13 protein-coding genes, 1 pseudogene and 2 riboswitches are annotated in these 14615 nt (G+C 61.0%); of the genes and pseudogenes, 6 read left to right on the top strand and 8 right to left on the bottom strand.

What is annotated here, in order from left to right; all coding sequences use genetic code 11:
* Positions 1 to 237: 237 nt before the first annotated feature.
* The 4 genes from ASD00_RS25395 (at position 238) to ASD00_RS25380 (ending at position 2348) form a co-directional block, all read left to right on the top strand.
* The gene (locus ASD00_RS25395; RefSeq protein WP_025429325.1) at positions 238 to 933 is read left to right on the top strand and encodes an RNA polymerase sigma factor; all 696 of its coding nucleotides are present in this window, start codon (positions 238 to 240) and stop codon (positions 931 to 933) included.
* 102 nt (positions 934 to 1035) lie between these two features.
* Complete coding sequence (locus ASD00_RS25390) at positions 1036 to 1545, top strand: DUF4142 domain-containing protein (RefSeq protein WP_225906270.1); 510 nt, start codon at positions 1036 to 1038, stop codon at positions 1543 to 1545.
* Positions 1546 to 1554: 9 nt separating this feature from the next.
* Positions 1555 to 1875 carry a cupredoxin family copper-binding protein gene (locus tag ASD00_RS25385; protein ID WP_025429323.1) on the top strand — a complete coding sequence of 107 codons (321 nt, stop codon included), beginning with the start codon at positions 1555 to 1557 and terminating at the stop codon, positions 1873 to 1875.
* Positions 1876 to 2063: 188 nt separating this feature from the next.
* Positions 2064 to 2348, top strand: coding sequence for an acylphosphatase (locus ASD00_RS25380; RefSeq protein ID WP_025429322.1), 285 nt, complete (start codon positions 2064 to 2066; stop codon positions 2346 to 2348).
* Between the two features lie 83 nt (positions 2349 to 2431).
* Here the strand turns inward: ASD00_RS25380 and ASD00_RS25375 are convergent, their stop codons facing one another.
* Positions 2432 to 3136, bottom strand: a complete 705-nt coding sequence (locus ASD00_RS25375) for a TetR/AcrR family transcriptional regulator (RefSeq protein WP_057210106.1) — start codon at positions 3134 to 3136, stop codon at positions 2432 to 2434.
* Between the two features lie 208 nt (positions 3137 to 3344).
* Here ASD00_RS25375 and ASD00_RS25370 point away from each other — a divergent pair, with 208 nt between their 5' ends.
* On the top strand, positions 3345 to 4541 hold the full coding sequence (locus ASD00_RS25370; protein ID WP_057209894.1) for a multidrug effflux MFS transporter: 1197 nt from the start codon (positions 3345 to 3347) through the stop codon (positions 4539 to 4541).
* Between the two features lie 103 nt (positions 4542 to 4644).
* On the opposite strand, the gene nrdF is transcribed toward ASD00_RS25370, so the two are convergent.
* The 6 genes and pseudogenes from nrdF to metE form a co-directional block, all read right to left on the bottom strand.
* Positions 4645 to 5634, bottom strand: a complete 990-nt coding sequence (gene nrdF / locus ASD00_RS25365; protein WP_057209892.1) for a class 1b ribonucleoside-diphosphate reductase subunit beta — start codon at positions 5632 to 5634, stop codon at positions 4645 to 4647.
* A gap of 16 nt (positions 5635 to 5650) precedes the next feature.
* Positions 5651 to 7804, bottom strand: coding sequence for a class 1b ribonucleoside-diphosphate reductase subunit alpha (gene nrdE / locus ASD00_RS25360; protein ID WP_057209890.1), 2154 nt, complete (start codon positions 7802 to 7804; stop codon positions 5651 to 5653).
* The gene (nrdI, locus tag ASD00_RS25355) at positions 7774 to 8190 is read right to left on the bottom strand and encodes a class Ib ribonucleoside-diphosphate reductase assembly flavoprotein NrdI (protein WP_057209889.1); all 417 of its coding nucleotides are present in this window, start codon (positions 8188 to 8190) and stop codon (positions 7774 to 7776) included. Before nrdI ends, nrdE begins: the two co-directional genes overlap by 31 nt.
* A gap of 17 nt (positions 8191 to 8207) precedes the next feature.
* Complete coding sequence (gene nrdH / locus ASD00_RS25350) at positions 8208 to 8429, bottom strand: glutaredoxin-like protein NrdH (protein WP_025429316.1); 222 nt, start codon at positions 8427 to 8429, stop codon at positions 8208 to 8210.
* Between the two features lie 301 nt (positions 8430 to 8730).
* Positions 8731 to 8957: riboswitch (cobalamin riboswitch) on the bottom strand.
* A gap of 151 nt (positions 8958 to 9108) precedes the next feature.
* The gene (locus ASD00_RS41930) at positions 9109 to 9852 is read right to left on the bottom strand and encodes a hotdog domain-containing protein (protein ID WP_280137514.1); all 744 of its coding nucleotides are present in this window, start codon (positions 9850 to 9852) and stop codon (positions 9109 to 9111) included.
* Positions 9853 to 9906: 54 nt separating this feature from the next.
* A pseudogene (gene metE, locus ASD00_RS25345) lies at positions 9907 to 12192 on the bottom strand (5-methyltetrahydropteroyltriglutamate--homocysteine S-methyltransferase); the annotation flags it as partial.
* Between the two features lie 97 nt (positions 12193 to 12289).
* Positions 12290 to 12510: riboswitch (cobalamin riboswitch) on the bottom strand.
* A gap of 462 nt (positions 12511 to 12972) precedes the next feature.
* Here metE and ASD00_RS25335 point away from each other — a divergent pair.
* Positions 12973 to 13917 carry a LysR substrate-binding domain-containing protein gene (locus tag ASD00_RS25335; RefSeq protein WP_057209885.1) on the top strand — a complete coding sequence of 315 codons (945 nt, stop codon included), beginning with the start codon at positions 12973 to 12975 and terminating at the stop codon, positions 13915 to 13917.
* On the opposite strand, the gene ASD00_RS25330 is transcribed toward ASD00_RS25335, so the two are convergent.
* The gene (locus ASD00_RS25330) at positions 13875 to 14612 is read right to left on the bottom strand and encodes an aspartate/glutamate racemase family protein (RefSeq protein WP_057209883.1); all 738 of its coding nucleotides are present in this window, start codon (positions 14610 to 14612) and stop codon (positions 13875 to 13877) included. The genes ASD00_RS25335 and ASD00_RS25330 overlap by 43 nt on opposite strands.
* Between the last annotated feature and the right edge of the window lie 3 nt (positions 14613 to 14615).

The following is a 14615-nucleotide window of genomic DNA, read 5'->3' as shown; positions in this document are numbered from 1 at the left end:
GCGCGTCAATTTTTAAAAGTACGCGATGAAAAGATTAACAGGGTAACGCGAGAAATTTAGACGCCTCTCGCTTGAGTGGTCGGCAGGCCATTCGACGTCAGGCGGCCAAGCAGGACCACAATGGCGCAACCGCATTCTCTGAAGAGGTTCCAAAAAGAACGGCACGGTGTCTGCAATTGGAAAAATGACGGGAACCTTTGGCGGAACCGTGCATCTAATGCTGCGGGAGGCTCGGCCATGGCAGACATTCGAACAGGCGCGCTGGCGATCACGGACCCGACCGCGGATGTGGCACTGGCGCAAAGGGCGATCGCCGGTGACGGGCAAGCCTTCCTAGCGATCATGCAGGTTCACAACCAGCGCCTCTACCGCATTGCCCGAGGCGTCGTTCGAAACGACAGTGAAGCCGAAGACATCGTGCAGGAAGCCTATGTGCTGGCCTTTGCGCATCTCGCAAGCTTTCGTGGCGAATCGTCGCTTGGAACCTGGCTGTCACGCATCGTCATCAACGAGGCGCTCGGCCGGTTGCGCCGGGGACGCCGCAAAGCCGACGCCCTGGGCTCGATCGGCGATGGCCGCGATGCGACGATCATCCAGTTCCCGCTGCCGGCAAGTGCCGATGATCCCGAACGCACGATGGCGCAGCGGCAGATCCTGCAACTCGTCGAACGGGCGACCGACAATCTGCCCGATATCTACAGAACGGTTTTCGTCGCGCGGGTGATAGAGGGGCTGAGCGTGGAGGAAACGGCTGATCTGCTTGGGTTACGCCCCGAGACGGTCAAGACACGGTTGCATCGGGCGCGGCAGCTGGTGCGCAAACAGTTGCATGAGCAGATCGGCCCGGTTTTGCTCGATGCTTTCCCCTTTGCCGGGCGGCGCTGTGCGCGGCTGACCGCGGCGGTCATGAAGCGGCTTGGCCTTTCCAGCTGACCGGCGGGAACCTTTGCGGGCAGGCGGCATCCAATGGATGTCAACTGCAAACAGGGTCCGCGCCCTGCGCGGAACAAGGAGGTTTCCATGAACATTCGGCCAATGACCGCGCTCGTCACGCTTTGCCTGCTCGGGCTTGTGATCCCGGCACAGGCAGCGGATAAGCCGACCGACCCACAGATCGCTCACATCGCCTATACGGCCGGAGTGATCGATGTGGAAAATGCCAAGCTTGCGATCTCGAAGTCCGGCAACAAGGACGTCGTTTCGTTTGCCGAAGATATGATGCGCGACCATGAGGCGGTGAATACGCAGGCGCTCGATCTCGTCAAGAAACTCAAGGTGACGCCGGAGGACAACGATACCAGCAAGGCGCTCTCGAAAGCAGCTGACGACGAACGTGCCAAGCTTGCCACGCTCGACGGCGCGAGCTTCGATAAAGCCTATGTCGACAATGAAGTCGCCTACCACAAGCAGGTGAACGGAGCCCTGGAGACCCTGCTCATTCCATCGGCCAGCAATGCCGAACTTAAGGCACTGCTTGAGACCGGCTTGAAGATCTTTCAAGGCCACCAGCAGCATGCAGAACATGTTGCCGCATCGCTGAAGTAGGGCGCAGCCATGCGATCCGGGTTTTATCTCGTTGCCATTGCCGGGCTCCTGCTCGGCAATGGCGCAGTGGATGCTCAAGCAGAGACAATCCGCGTGACGATCGAAAAAATGGCGTTTGTTCCCGCAGAGATCGAGGCACGCATCGGCGACACGATCGAGTGGGTCAACAGGGACATCCTCGTCCATACAGCGACCGTGAAGGGTGGTTGGGAGGTGTTGATCCCGGCGAAGAAGACCGCAAGTCTCGTCGTGCGGGAGGCGGGGCTGATCGATTATTATTGCCGCTTTCATCCCAACATGAAGGGACGCATTTTGGCGGCGGCGCCATAGGAAATTTCCAGGAGAACTGCGAAGCGGTCTTCCGTCCGGAAATGCGTCAAAACAAGGCGACGGAGCCATTCCGCAACTTCGCCCGATGTGGAAACGGCCCGGCGTCGCAGGCGCCCGCAACGTCAGGTGGCTTGTCTTTGTTCGCCTTCGCTCCAGTTTCTCTTCTATAACAAAAAACAGGTGCGATCATGATCAGAGAGCGCAAGGCGATGCTGGTTCGTGTCAGCGGAAGGGTACAGGGTGTCAGCTTCCGTATCTGGACCCGCCGCGAGGCCGAGCGCCTCGGCGTGACCGGCTGGGTGCGCAACGAGCGCGACGGATCGGTGGCGGCGATGATCGTCGGCTCCGATGCTGCGCTCGCAAACATGGTCGAGCGGCTCTGGATGGGGCCGGCGGATGCCTCTGTCGTCAGCGTCGAAACCGAACCGGTCGCCCTGCCCGATCCGGTGCAGGGGTTCCAGATCACTGGTTAGGTGATCGGAGATGCGGAGGGGCGTTGGTCTTAGGTGCGTCGCGAAGACGTCAGGGTGACTGAATTGGTCAGAGCGACTGGCGGTCAAGCCGATTGGTCGAGGCGACCGGCTTTTTTCTGGGCTCGTTCGGTCTCGACCCTGCCATAGGCGCGCAGGAAGGTCCTGACGGCGTTGCGGGCAGAGGTCTGCAATTGCTCCTCCGTTGGAGCTTCGCCAAAAGGACCGGCTATCTGCATGTCCGCCTTGATCAAGGCCAGGAATTGCCGAGCGGCCAAGTCGAGGTCGTCGATCTCAAGCGGGGCCGCGTGGGCAAGCCGGGCAAACAGCGCCGAGAGTGCCGCGCCGATCTTGCCCGGTCCCTGTTCGCGCCAGATCCTGATCAGCTCGGGATATCGCTCTCCCTCGGTCTCGACCAGCTTCTGGATGAACTTGCCGTCCTGATTGCAGATGCAGTTCCTGTTGAGGCGCACTGCAAAGGCAGTGAGGTCGTCCTCGAGATTGTCTGCCCGTTGCGGGAAGGTCGCGAGGATCGAGAACAGCGCGGCGTTGGTTCGGTCGAGGATATCCTGCACCACCGCCATGAACAGCGTCTCTTTTTCGCGGTAGTGATTGTAGATGGTCTGCCTGGAAACACAGGCTTCCGCGGCGATTTCGTCTATGCTGGCGCCGGAAAAGCCTTCGCGGCAGAAGACCTCTGCGGCGGCGTCGAGGATCGAGATGCGTTTGGCGCATTGACCCTTCTGGGTGGGGCCACCGGCGGTCGGCAAGGCGGCTTGTCGTTTTTTCATGATCCGACGATAGGACATGTTGACGGTTTGGACAATAGTGTCTAATTTGACATGTGTGTCCAAAATTATGGACCACATAGGTCAGCGCAGGATGCGTCTCCCGGACGTTCGATCCTGGCACGACCGGCTCATTCCAGTTTCAATCCAGGCGGCAACGAATGCAGGCGCGCGTCCTCGTTCGTTTCGCGACCTCTGAAAGATCATCACCATGACGGCGTCCTTTCTACGCACTGCCATAGTCCTCGGTCTGATTTCAGCGATCGGGCCTTTCGCAATCGACATGTATCTCCCCGCGCTGCCGTCGATCGGCAAGGATCTCGCCGCAGAGACCGGTGTCGTGCAGCTTAGCCTGCTCGCCTTCTTCATTTCCTTTGCAATTTTCCAGCTCGTCTATGGCCCACTCTCGGATATGTGGGGCCGCAAGGCGCCGCTCTATCTCGGCATCGGCCTGTTCGCGCTGGCCAGCATCGGCTGCGCGCTCGCGACCGATATCGAAACGCTCATCGCCTTCCGCTTCCTGCAAGGTATTGGCGGTGCCGCCGGCATGGTCATTCCGCGCGCCATCGTTCGTGACATGCACACCGGCGTTCAGGCGGCACGCCTGATGTCGCTGCTGATGCTGGTGTTCAGCATCTCGCCGATCCTGGCGCCTCTGACTGGCAGCGCCGTCATCGAGTTCTACGGCTGGCGCGGCGTTTTCTATGCCGTCATGATCGCAGCCTTCATCGGCCTGATCCTGCTGTCGACCCAATTGGCTGAGACCCGTCCGAAGAAGGACAGGGCCGACAGCAATTTCGGCAGCGCGATTGCCGCCTACCGGCTGCTTCTGAGCGACCGGAACTTCCTGACGCTCACCTTCATCGGTGGCCTCGGCATTTCGAGCTTCCTCGTCTACCTCGCAAATTCGCCCTTCGTGCTGATCGATCATTATGGCCTGACGCCGACGCAATACAGCTTCGCCTTCTCGATCAACGCGGTATCGTTCTTCGCGGTCTCGCAGGCAACGGGTTGGCTTGGCGATCGTTTCGGTCTCGTCCGGGTCATGCAGCTTGCCGTCGCCGGCTTTGCCTTGACCATGGCCAGCATGTTCATCGTCATGAGCCTCGGCTTCAACCAGTTGCCGGTCATGGCCGTATTCCTGTTCGTCGGCTACGGTGCGCTCGGTCTGGTCATCCCGACCTCCGCGGTGCTGGCGCTTGAGGATCACGGCGAGATTGCCGGCACGGCATCGGCGCTGATGGGGACGCTGCATTTTGTCACGGCGGCTGTCGCCATGATCGTTGCTGCCGTCTTCTTCAACGGAACGGCGCTTCCGATGGCCGCGGGCATTGCGATTTGCGCGGTCAGCGCGTTCCTGCTGACACAGGCAACCATCGGCCGCAGCCGTGTCGTGCCGGCGGAGTAACACCACCTCGCTTCGCGCAGTTGAAACAGGACGGCCGGTGAAGACCTTCTCGTCTTCACCGGCCGCTTTGCTATTGGCTCAGCAACGGAGTGCGGCGCGCTTGTCAGAAATCCCAGTCTTCGTCTTCGGTCGCAACCGCCTTGCCGATGACATAGGAGGAGCCTGACCCCGAAAAGAAGTCGTGGTTCTCGTCGGCATTCGGCGACAGCGCCGACAGGATTGCCGGATTGACCTTGCAGGCGTCGGCCGGAAACAGCGCCTCATAGCCGAGGTTCATCAGTGCCTTGTTGGCGTTGTAATGCAGGAACTTCTTCACGTCCTCGGTCAGGCCGACGCTGTCGTAAAGCGACTCGGTATATTTCGCCTCGTTGTCGTAGAGTTCGAGCAGCAGGTCGAAGGCGAAATCCTTCATCTCCTGCCGACGCTCGTCGCTTAACCGCTCCAGGCCCTTCTGGAACTTGTAGCCGATGTAATAGCCGTGCACCGCCTCGTCGCGAATGATGAGGCGGATCATGTCGGCGGTGTTGGTCAGCTTGGCGCGGCTCGACCAGTACATCGGCAGATAGAAGCCGGAGTAGAACAGGAAGCTCTCGAGGAAGACGCTGGCAATCTTGCGCTTCAACGGATCCGCTGTGCGATAGTGCTCGAGAATGAGCGCCGACTTCTTCTGGAGGTGTTCGTTCTCCTCCGACCAGCGATAGGCGTCGTCGACGTCAGGCGTCGAGCAAAGCGTCGAGAAGATCGAGGAATAGGAGCGGGCATGCACCGCCTCCATGAAGGAGATGTTGGAATAAACAGCTTCCTCATGCGGCGTGATCGAGTCCGCCATCAGCGTCGGCGCGCCGATGCTCGTCTGAATCGTGTCGAGCAGGGTCAGGCCGGTGAAAACGCGGATCGTCAGCTGCTGCTCTTCCGGCCGAAGTGCTGCCCAGGAGGGAATGTCGTTGGAGAGCGGCACCTTTTCCGGCAGCCAGAAATTGCCGGTGAGCCGGTTCCAGACCTCGAGGTCCTTGTCGTCCTCGATACGGTTCCAGTTGATGGCGCGCACGGCCCGCGGGCTCTTGGGCGCCTTGGTCTTCACTTGGATGTTCATCGTGTTCCCCGGAGTATCACAGTGCGCAGGAGACGCAGCCCTGCACTTCCGTGCCGGACAGTGCCATCTGACGAAGGCGGATGTAGTAGATCGTCTTGATGCCCTTCTTCCAGGCATGGATCTGCGCGCGGTTGATGTCGCGGGTCGTCGCCGTATCCTTGAAGAACAGCGTCAATGACAGGCCCTGGTCGACATGCTGGGTCGCCGCCGCATAGGTGTCGATGATCTTCTCCGGGCCGATCTCATAGGCATCTTGATAGTAGTCGAGATTGTCGTTGGTCATGAAGGCGGCCGGATAGTAGACACGGCCGATCTTGCCTTCCTTGCGGATCTCGATCTTCGAAACGATCGGGTGGATAGAGGAGGTCGAATGGTTGATGTAGGAGATTGAGCCGGTCGGCGGCACCGCCTGCAGGTTCTGGTTGTAGAGGCCGGAGGTGATCACCGCCCTCTTGAGTTCCAGCCAGTCTTCCTGCGTCGGGATCTGCACACCAGCGGTTTCAAACAGTTCGCGCACCCTCTCGGTTGCCGGCTTCCATTCCTGCTCGGTGTATTTGTCGAAATACTCGCCGGAGGCGTATTTCGAGTTCTCGAAGCCCTTGAAGCTCGACCCGCGTTCGACCGCGATGCGGTTCGAGGCGCGGATGGCGTGGTAGGTCACCGTGTAGAAATAGATATTGGTGAAGTCGATGCCTTCTTGCGAACCGTAATAGACGCGTTCGCGGGCGAGATAGCCGTGCAGGTTCATCTGGCCGAGGCCGATCGCATGGCTGTCGTCATTGCCCTTCTCGACGGAGGGAACCGAGGCGATATGGCTCATGTCGGAGACCGCGGTCAGCGCCCGGATCGATGTCTCGATCGTCTTGCCGAAATCGGACGAATCCATCGCGGCGGCGATATTCAGCGAGCCGAGATTGCAGGAGATGTCCTTGCCCAGGTGCTTGTAGGACAGGTCGTCATTGTACTCGCTGGCTTCGCTGACCTGGAGGATTTCTGAGCAGAGGTTGCTCATGGTGATGCGGCCGGCGATCGGGTTGGCGCGGTTCACCGTGTCTTCGAACATGATGTAGGGATAGCCCGACTCGAACTGGATTTCGGCCAGCACCTGGAAGAACTCGCGCGCCTTGATCTTCTTCTTGCGGATCCGGCTGTCGGCGACCATTTCCCGATATTTTTCCGTGACCGAGATGTCGGTGAAGGCAACGCCGTAGACGCGCTCCACGTCATAGGGCGAGAACAGGTACATGTCCTCGTTGTTCTTGGCGAGTTCGAAGGTGATGTCGGGAACGACGACGCCCAGCGACAGCGTCTTGATACGGATCTTCTCGTCGGCGTTCTCCCGCTTGGTGTCGAGGAAACGCATGATGTCGGGGTGGTGGGCGTTGAGATAGACGGCGCCGGCACCCTGGCGGGCGCCAAGCTGGTTGGCGTAGGAGAACGAATCCTCCAGCAGCTTCATCACGGGAATGATGCCGGACGACTGGTTTTCGATCTGCTTGATCGGGGCGCCGGCCTCGCGGATGTTGGTGAGCGACAGCGCCACGCCGCCGCCGCGCTTCGACAATTGTAGCGCCGAATTAATGCCGCGCGCGATCGATTCCATGTTGTCCTCGACCCTCAGCAGAAAGCAGGAGACGAGCTCGCCGCGCTGCTTTTTGCCGGCGTTGAGGAAGGTCGGGGTCGCCGGCTGGAAGCGACCGGAGATGATCTCGTCGACCATGTCGCGCGCCAGCGCCTCGTCGCCGCGCGCCAGCGTCAGCGCCACCATGCAGACCCGGTCCTCGTAGCGCTCGAGGTAGCGCTTCCCGTCGAAGGTCTTCAGCGTGTAGCTGGTGTAATATTTGAAGGCGCCGAGGAAGGTCGGGAAACGGAACTTCTTGTCATAGGCGTGATCGAACAGGTCGCGCACGAAGTTGAACGAATACTGGTCGAGAACCTCCTGCTCGTAGTAGCCCTCGGTGACGAGGTAATCGAGTTTTTCGCGCAGGTTATGGAAGAACACGGTGTTCTGGTTGACGTGCTGCAGGAAGTACTGCTTTGCCGCCAACCGGTCCTTGTCGAGCTGGATCCGGCCGTCCTCGTCATAGAGGTTCAGCATGGCGTTCAGCGCGTGGTAATCGAGCGCCGATTCCGTCGCCTTCAAGGGGCGTTCGAGTGTTGAGACGTCCAAAATCGTTCCATCCCGTTTTTGACATTGGCGACGTCCTCATCGGTTCCCAACAGTTCGAACCGGTAGAGATAGGGCACCTGGCACTTGGCCGAGATCACGTCGCCGGCGATCCCGTAGGTCGCGCCGAAATTGCTGTTGCCCGCGGCAATCACGCCGCGGATGTGGGAGCGGTTGTCCGCATCGTTGAGAAAGCGGATCACCTGTTTGGGCACGGCGCCCCGGCCGTCGTCGCCGCAATAGGTCGGGACGACGAGCACATAGGGTTCGTGCACGTCGAGCGGCGCGTCGGCCGCGCTGACGGGAATGCGTCTGGCGCGCAGGCCGAGCTTGCCGACGAAGCGATGGGTGTTTTCCGAGCGGGTGGAAAAATAGACGATCAGCCCCATCGCGCCGTACCTCGGCTTCAGGACAGTGCGCTGATCTTGTCGGGGCGGAAGCCTGCCCAGTGCTCCGGGCCGGCGATGACGACGGGAACCTGCATGTAGCCAAGGCCCTTGACCGTCTCGAACGCGTCCTGGTCGACCGAAATGTCGATCACCTCGTAATTGACGCCCTGGCGGTCGAGCGCGCGATAGGTTGCGGTGCACTGGACGCAGGCGGGCTTGCTGTAGACGGTGACGTTCATTTCTTCCTCGTTTGGTCGGCTGGATCTGGGCATGAAAAGGCATGCGGATACGCACAAGCGATCCGGCGAAATGCAGGACTGGCAGGATGACCGCTTGCTCGGGTCGAGAAGACCCGGGCGCGGTTGTTCGTCAGATTCGCGGCTTCCCGCGCCTCTTCATTGGCGAATGATAGGAATTCGATGACGCGGACATGACTTCACCCCGAAGTTGAAGACGGCGCTTCCGGGGAGACGTCGAGACGATCAGGCAGGTTTCATCCTGCCCCATGCACACCTCTGACCTCTCCGGACACCCCGCCCGTGGACGTTTATCGATCGAGGCAGGTCTCCTGGCTCACGGGTCGGTGCTTCTGTCCGGACCTTCCCGAAGCATCATGCTTCAGTGGCCGAATGCTGGACAGTTGCTCGCCGTTTACAGTTGCGGGGGCAGCCACGGCTTAGCCAAGCGAAATCGCTACGACGGCACCGTATTCCCATCTTCGCTCCCAATCCTTGCGAATCGGGAGAACCTCGAACACTAGATATAGTATATGTCGGGAAAATTGCGTCAATAGGTTCCATGTCGAAGCTACCTGGGAGGCGGACAATATTTTTTCGGGTGTGGATAGCGGGGAGTAAACGACAAGTGTCGGCGAAGCCTGTGGATGGAGAGCCGTCATTGACAGCTCTGCTGAAATCCTCAAGCCGCGAAGGCGGGAACAGGACGATTGTCCCCGTCGACTGCCACCATGATGAAGGCGCCATGGGCAGTCAGGGTCTGTTTCGCTCCCGTCAAATCCTCTGACCACAATTCGACATCGACCGTCGTCGAGCTCCGTCCGGTGCGCACAATCCTGGCGACAAGCTCGATGATCGAGCCAACGGTGATCCGGTGCTTGAAATCGATGCGCTGGCAGGAGGCGAGCACTGTCGTCTTGCGGCTCGCCCGTGTCGCCGCGCCGAAGGCGGCCTTGGTCATCTGCGCCAGCGCGTCGCCGCCAAACATGGCGCCGAAGCTGCTGGCCTGATCCGGAAAGACGATATCGACCATGCGCACGGCATCGTCTTTTGGCGCTCCGATCGCATCGGTGTCGAGAGAAGGCAACGACCAGCCGGCGCCCTTGCCCTCCGGCATCGCGACCATGGTGAACTGGCCGCGGGCGCACAGATCGCGGGTGCCGGCCGTCAGATCTTCCGCGATCATATCGACTTCGACGACCATCGAACGCCGCCCGACCCGGATCGGGCGGCCGCTGCAGCTGACGATATGGCCGATGTGGGCAGGGGCGTGGAAGTCGACGCGATCGCAGGAGGCGATGACGAAGGGAACGCGGCCGTGGCGCGTGGCGACGATGAAGGCGGTCCGGTCCATGAGTGCGAGGCCCGCACCGCCGAAGAGCGTGCCGTGGTGATTGGTGTCGCCGGGAAAGACGATGTCGATCAAGGTGGCGGGCGCCGGGGTTTCCCCCGGCGCCTTCTCGATATTGCTATCGTCCGTGTTGACGAGCGCCGGGCGAACTTCCTCCCACCGCCTTGTTTTCAGCCCACAATCCGGATTGACCCAGATCTGCGCCGGCGTCAGACCGTCGGTCGCCTGTTCGATCAGATGCACCATCTCGTCGACAGTGGGTACCCGCGGCGAGTGGATGTCGTAGACGCCGGGGCCGATCTCGTTCGGATAGGCCTGATCGATAAAGGCGCCGAGCAGCTCCATCTTCGAGCGCGAGGTTTCGATGGAGATGACATCGGCATCCATTGCCGCAATCGCCGCCATGATGTCGTTGAACTCCGAGTAGCACATGTGGGTGTGGATCTGGGTTTCGTCACCGACGCCGGAGGCGCTGATGCGGAAGCACTCGACCGCCCAGTCGAGATAGGCCTTTCGATCGGCCTGTCTCAGTGGCAGTCCCTCGCGCAGCGCCGGTTCGTCGATCTGGATCACGGCGATACCGGCCGTTTCCAGGTCGGTGACTTCGTCGCGCAGCGCCAGTGCGATCTGCCGGCATACGATCGACCGGGGCAGGTCGTCGCGCACGAACGACCATTGCAGCATCGTCACCGGGCCGGTGAGCATGCCCTTCATCGGCTTGTCCGTCAGCGACTGCGCATAGGTTGCCCAATCGACCGTCATCGGGTTCGGGCGCGAGACATCGCCGAAGATGATCGGCGGGCGTACGTAGCGCGAGCCGTAGCTCTGCACCCAACCGCTCTGAGTGAACCCATAGCCGGAGAGCTGCTCGCCGAAATACTGCACCATGTCGTTGCGCTCGAATTCGCCGTGCACCAGCACCTCGATGCCGATTTCCTCCTGCCAGCGCACGGCCTTCTCCGTCTCCTGGCGCAGGTAGGCGAGGTAGTCGACATAGCTGAGCTCGCCCTTGGCATGCAGCGATCGTGCCTGGCGCACCTCTGACGTCTGCGGGAAGGAGCCGATCGTCGTCGTCGAGAAGAGCGGCAGTGCCAGCCTGTCTTCCTGCCGCCGCCGGCGCGTTGCAAAACTCGATTGACGGCGGCTGTCTGCTGCCGTCAGGTTCTTCAAGCGTCCGGCAACGAGTGGATCGTGGACCTTGAGCGAGGTCAGCCGTGCCTCGACCGCAGCAATCGATTTTGCAAAGACCTGCTCGGGATTGGCCAGGCCCGGCTCGAATGCGCGGGCAAGCAGGCTGAGTTCGTCCAGCTTCTGCAGGGCGAAGGCAAGCCAGGAGACGAGCTCCGGATCGAGCGCTCGTTCGAGATCGAGGTCGATTGGCACATGCAGCAGCGAGCACGATGGTGCAAGCTCGATACGATCGCGGCCATGCGCCTCGATCAACGGCTGCAGCCGGCGGAAGAGGCCGGCAAGATCGGTACGCCACACATTGCGGCCATCGACGACGCCGAGCGACAGCACAAGCTGTGCCGGTACCGTCTGAAGTAGCAAGTCGAGCTGTTGCGGCGCCCGCACGAGGTCGACATGCAGCCCGGCAACCGGCAGCGAAAGGGCTGTCGGCATGTTGTCACTGACCGCGCCGAAATAGGTCGCGAGCATGATTTTCAACTGCGGAAGTTCCGAGGCGAACGTCTGGTAGGTCAGCGCCAGCGCCTGGCGTTCCCGCTCAGTGAGATCGAGCACCAGGCATGGCTCGTCGATCTGCACCCATTCGACGCCGGCTTCCCCAAGCTCGGTGAGAAGCTTCGTATAAACAGGCAGCAGCCGCTCGATCAGATTGATGGTGTCGAATCCGCCGGCAAGCGCCTTGCCCAGTTTCAGGAAGGTGACGGGGCCGAGGACGACAGGGCGGGTGACATGCCCGAGCGCCTTGGCTTCGAGGAAGGCGTCAAGCGGCGCATTGCTCGTCAGCTCGAAGCGCTGATCCTCCGCGAATTCCGGAACCATGTAGTGGTAGTTCGTGTCGAACCACTTGGTCATCTCCAGCGCCTGGTTGCCCCCGTCGGGCCCGCCATGCGTGCAACCGGACGCGCAGGCGGCAGTCGTCGAACCGCGCGCCATGGCGAAATAGGCGTCGAGGTCGACCGGGCCGCCCTTCCAGCCATAGGCCGGTGGCACCGCACCAACCAGCACTGATGTGTCGAGAACCTGGTCGTAAAGCGAGAAGTCGTTCGATGGAATGATCTGGATCCCACGCGCCTTTTGCGCGGCCCAGTTTTCGGCCCGCAGCCTGGCGGCGACGTCGAGCAGGTCCTGTCTCTCGATCTTGCCGGCCCAATAACGCTCCAGCGCGAACTTCAGTTCACGGTGGCTGCCGATACGTGGAAAGCCGAGATTGGCTGTCTTGATGGTCATTTCCTTACCCCGAAGGTTGTGGGCAAGGCTTTGAATGCGACGCATCCACGACCGAGACTGGCTCGCTCGTCAAGGCGACACATCGGACACCCCGCCCGTGGACGTTATCTATCGCGGCAGGTCTCCTGGCTTGCGGGTCAACACGAACCGTCCCGTCTTCCCGAGGCGTCTCCCTCAGTGACATCATTGGACGACCGCTCGCCGCTTACAGTTGCGGGGGCAGCTCCGGCATGAGCGCCTTGCAGCGCCGCACCGAATTCCCTCTTAGCTCCGGCCTGTCGTCAGACGAGCCGCAGAACCACGATTGTTCGACAATGCCCCGCAAAGTCGACGGCGTCAATCGTATAAAGAAATGTTTATGTCTTTATTTTCTCCATTCGGCCGAGGTCGAAAGCTTGTCGCGAGGGCGGCGACGCGACTTCATCATTTGGCGTCTGCGGCGAAAGGGCACCGCCCGGATCAGAGCCCGCTACGTGCTGCCACGGATCAGCAACATCGCCCGCGCGCGCCCGGATGCTGTCATTGTCTCGCGTCAGGCCGATGTCCCTCAGTTGGAACTCGCTGAATGTATCGATGGTCGTCGTGGCGTCGGCAGCTCTCTTGGCCGAAGTCCAGACGTGGAGGATGATCGATCGCAGTGCGCTAAGCATTGCTAACCCCTTCAGTTCTGTGGTGATGTGTTCGCGAGAAAATTGAGGATTTTGGTGGTTTCGCGCAAAGCGATTTCTCGCATGCTGCCATAAAGAATGCTTATCTCACTTCATGAGCAAGATTCCCCCCATGAGTGCGGTGCGCGCGTTCGAGGCCGCAGCCAGGCACTTGAGTTTCACCCGCGCGGCGCAGGAGCTCGGCATGACGCAAGCCGCTGTCAGCTATCAAATCCGACTGCTGGAGGACCGCACCGGCACGCCGCTGTTTGTCCGTCTGCCGCGGGAAGTGCGCTTGACGGCTGCCGGACGGCAGCTTGCGCCGAAGGTGACCGAGGCGCTCGATCTACTGGGTACGGCGTTCTCCGAGATTGCCGACAAGACCGAGCATCACCTGCACATCTCGGTACTGCCAACCGTCGTCTCAAGTTGGCTTGGTTCCAGGCTCGCCTCGTTTCAGACAGCCCATCCAAACATCAGCATTCGCGTGCACATGTCCACGGAGCTGATCGACTTCAAGCGCGATGCGATTGATCTCGTGGTGCGCAGCGGCAACGGCGACTGGTCGGGCAATGAAGTGTTTCCTCTTTTCCCGATCGAATACATGCCCGTCTGTACGCCGACGTTCCTGGAAAAACATCAGCTGAAGGATCCGGCCGACGTTCTCACGGTGAGGCGCTTCGGCAACGCCAGCTGGTGGCGGCGCTGGATGACCGAAGCGGGCGTGGAACCGCCGGCCAGCAATGGCACTGAGCTGATCTTCGACGTCCAGGCAATGGATGTGGCCACCACATTGCTCGATCATGGCATTGCCATGGTCGTCTCCACCTTTGTGATTGAGGAGCTTCGCAGCGGAAAACTCGTCCGGCCGTTCAACCATGTGGTCAGGGATGGCCGTGCCTATTGGCTGGTCTATCCGCAAAGCCACCGGCGGCAGAACAAGATCCAGGTGTTTCGCGAGTGGATCATTGCCGAAGCCGCCACATCGAACGCGCAGCTGGCCGCCGTGGCCGGAGAGCTTCCCTCGGTACGGTCTCAAGCCGAGATCGGTGCGAGCGCGCTCATAAGACCTGAATAGGATTTGCTGAGCGGCGGAGCATAGGAGCCGCGCTTGCTGGTCGTCAGTCCTTGCGACACCAACGCCTCGGCCTGCTTGACGGCTGCCGATACGCCATCAATGACCGGAACGCCGTATTCGGCTTGAAGTGCGCGCGCAAGATCGGCCATCCCGGCGCAGCCAAGCACGATCCCCTCGGCGCCGTCCTCAACGAGCGCCAGCTCGATTTCGCATCGCAGCTTCGCCAACGCGGGCGAAGCCTTGTCCTCAAGCTGCAGCACCGGGATGTCCGCAGCGCGAACCTTCGTCCGGGCACTCATCCCATAGCGTATGACCAGGTTCTCGATAAGCACACGCGACCGCTCGAGTGTGGTCACGACGGTGAAACGCTGAGCAAGCATGGCGGCCGTCGCCACAGCGGATTCGCAAAGCCCGACCACGGGGATGCGGGCAAGCGCGCGGGCTGCTTCCAGACCAGTATCGTCGAAGCATGCGATGACGGCGGCGTCGGCGCCTGCCGCTTCGCCGTCCCGGATTTCGGTGAGCACGCCCGGAAGCGCGATCGCGCCATCATAGTGGCCTTCGATCGAAGCCGGTCCGGACTTGGACGTCCTCGCGATGATCTCCGTGTTCGGGCCCGCGACGGCGCGGGCTGCGGCCGCCGCCTTCTCGGTCATGGATAGGGTGGTGTTCGGATTGACGATCAGAATGCGCATCGA

Origin of the sequence: Ensifer sp. Root31 (assembly GCF_001424825.1) — a bacterium.
GTDB lineage: Bacteria > Pseudomonadota > Alphaproteobacteria > Rhizobiales > Rhizobiaceae > Ensifer > Ensifer canadensis.
Note: the sequence above shows the minus strand (reverse complement) of the source record. Positions and strands in the feature narration are given on the sequence as shown.

Coding starts and splice junctions, on each gene's coding strand:
- ASD00_RS25380 (WP_025429322.1), top strand. CDS start 2,064: ATGATCAGAGAGCGCAAGGCGATGCTGGTTCGTGTCAGCGGAAGGGTA.
- nrdF (WP_057209892.1), bottom strand. CDS start 5,634: ATGAACATCCAAGTGAAGACCAAGGCGCCCAAGAGCCCGCGGGCCGTG.
- ASD00_RS25390 (WP_225906270.1), top strand. CDS start 1,036: ATGACCGCGCTCGTCACGCTTTGCCTGCTCGGGCTTGTGATCCCGGCA.
- ASD00_RS25375 (WP_057210106.1), bottom strand. CDS start 3,136: ATGAAAAAACGACAAGCCGCCTTGCCGACCGCCGGTGGCCCCACCCAG.
- ASD00_RS25385 (WP_025429323.1), top strand. CDS start 1,555: ATGCGATCCGGGTTTTATCTCGTTGCCATTGCCGGGCTCCTGCTCGGC.
- ASD00_RS25335 (WP_057209885.1), top strand. CDS start 12,973: ATGAGTGCGGTGCGCGCGTTCGAGGCCGCAGCCAGGCACTTGAGTTTC.
- nrdI (WP_057209889.1), bottom strand. CDS start 8,190: ATGGGGCTGATCGTCTATTTTTCCACCCGCTCGGAAAACACCCATCGC.
- nrdH (WP_025429316.1), bottom strand. CDS start 8,429: ATGAACGTCACCGTCTACAGCAAGCCCGCCTGCGTCCAGTGCACCGCA.
- ASD00_RS25395 (WP_025429325.1), top strand. CDS start 238: ATGGCAGACATTCGAACAGGCGCGCTGGCGATCACGGACCCGACCGCG.
- ASD00_RS25330 (WP_057209883.1), bottom strand. CDS start 14,612: ATGCGCATTCTGATCGTCAATCCGAACACCACCCTATCCATGACCGAG.
- ASD00_RS25370 (WP_057209894.1), top strand. CDS start 3,345: ATGACGGCGTCCTTTCTACGCACTGCCATAGTCCTCGGTCTGATTTCA.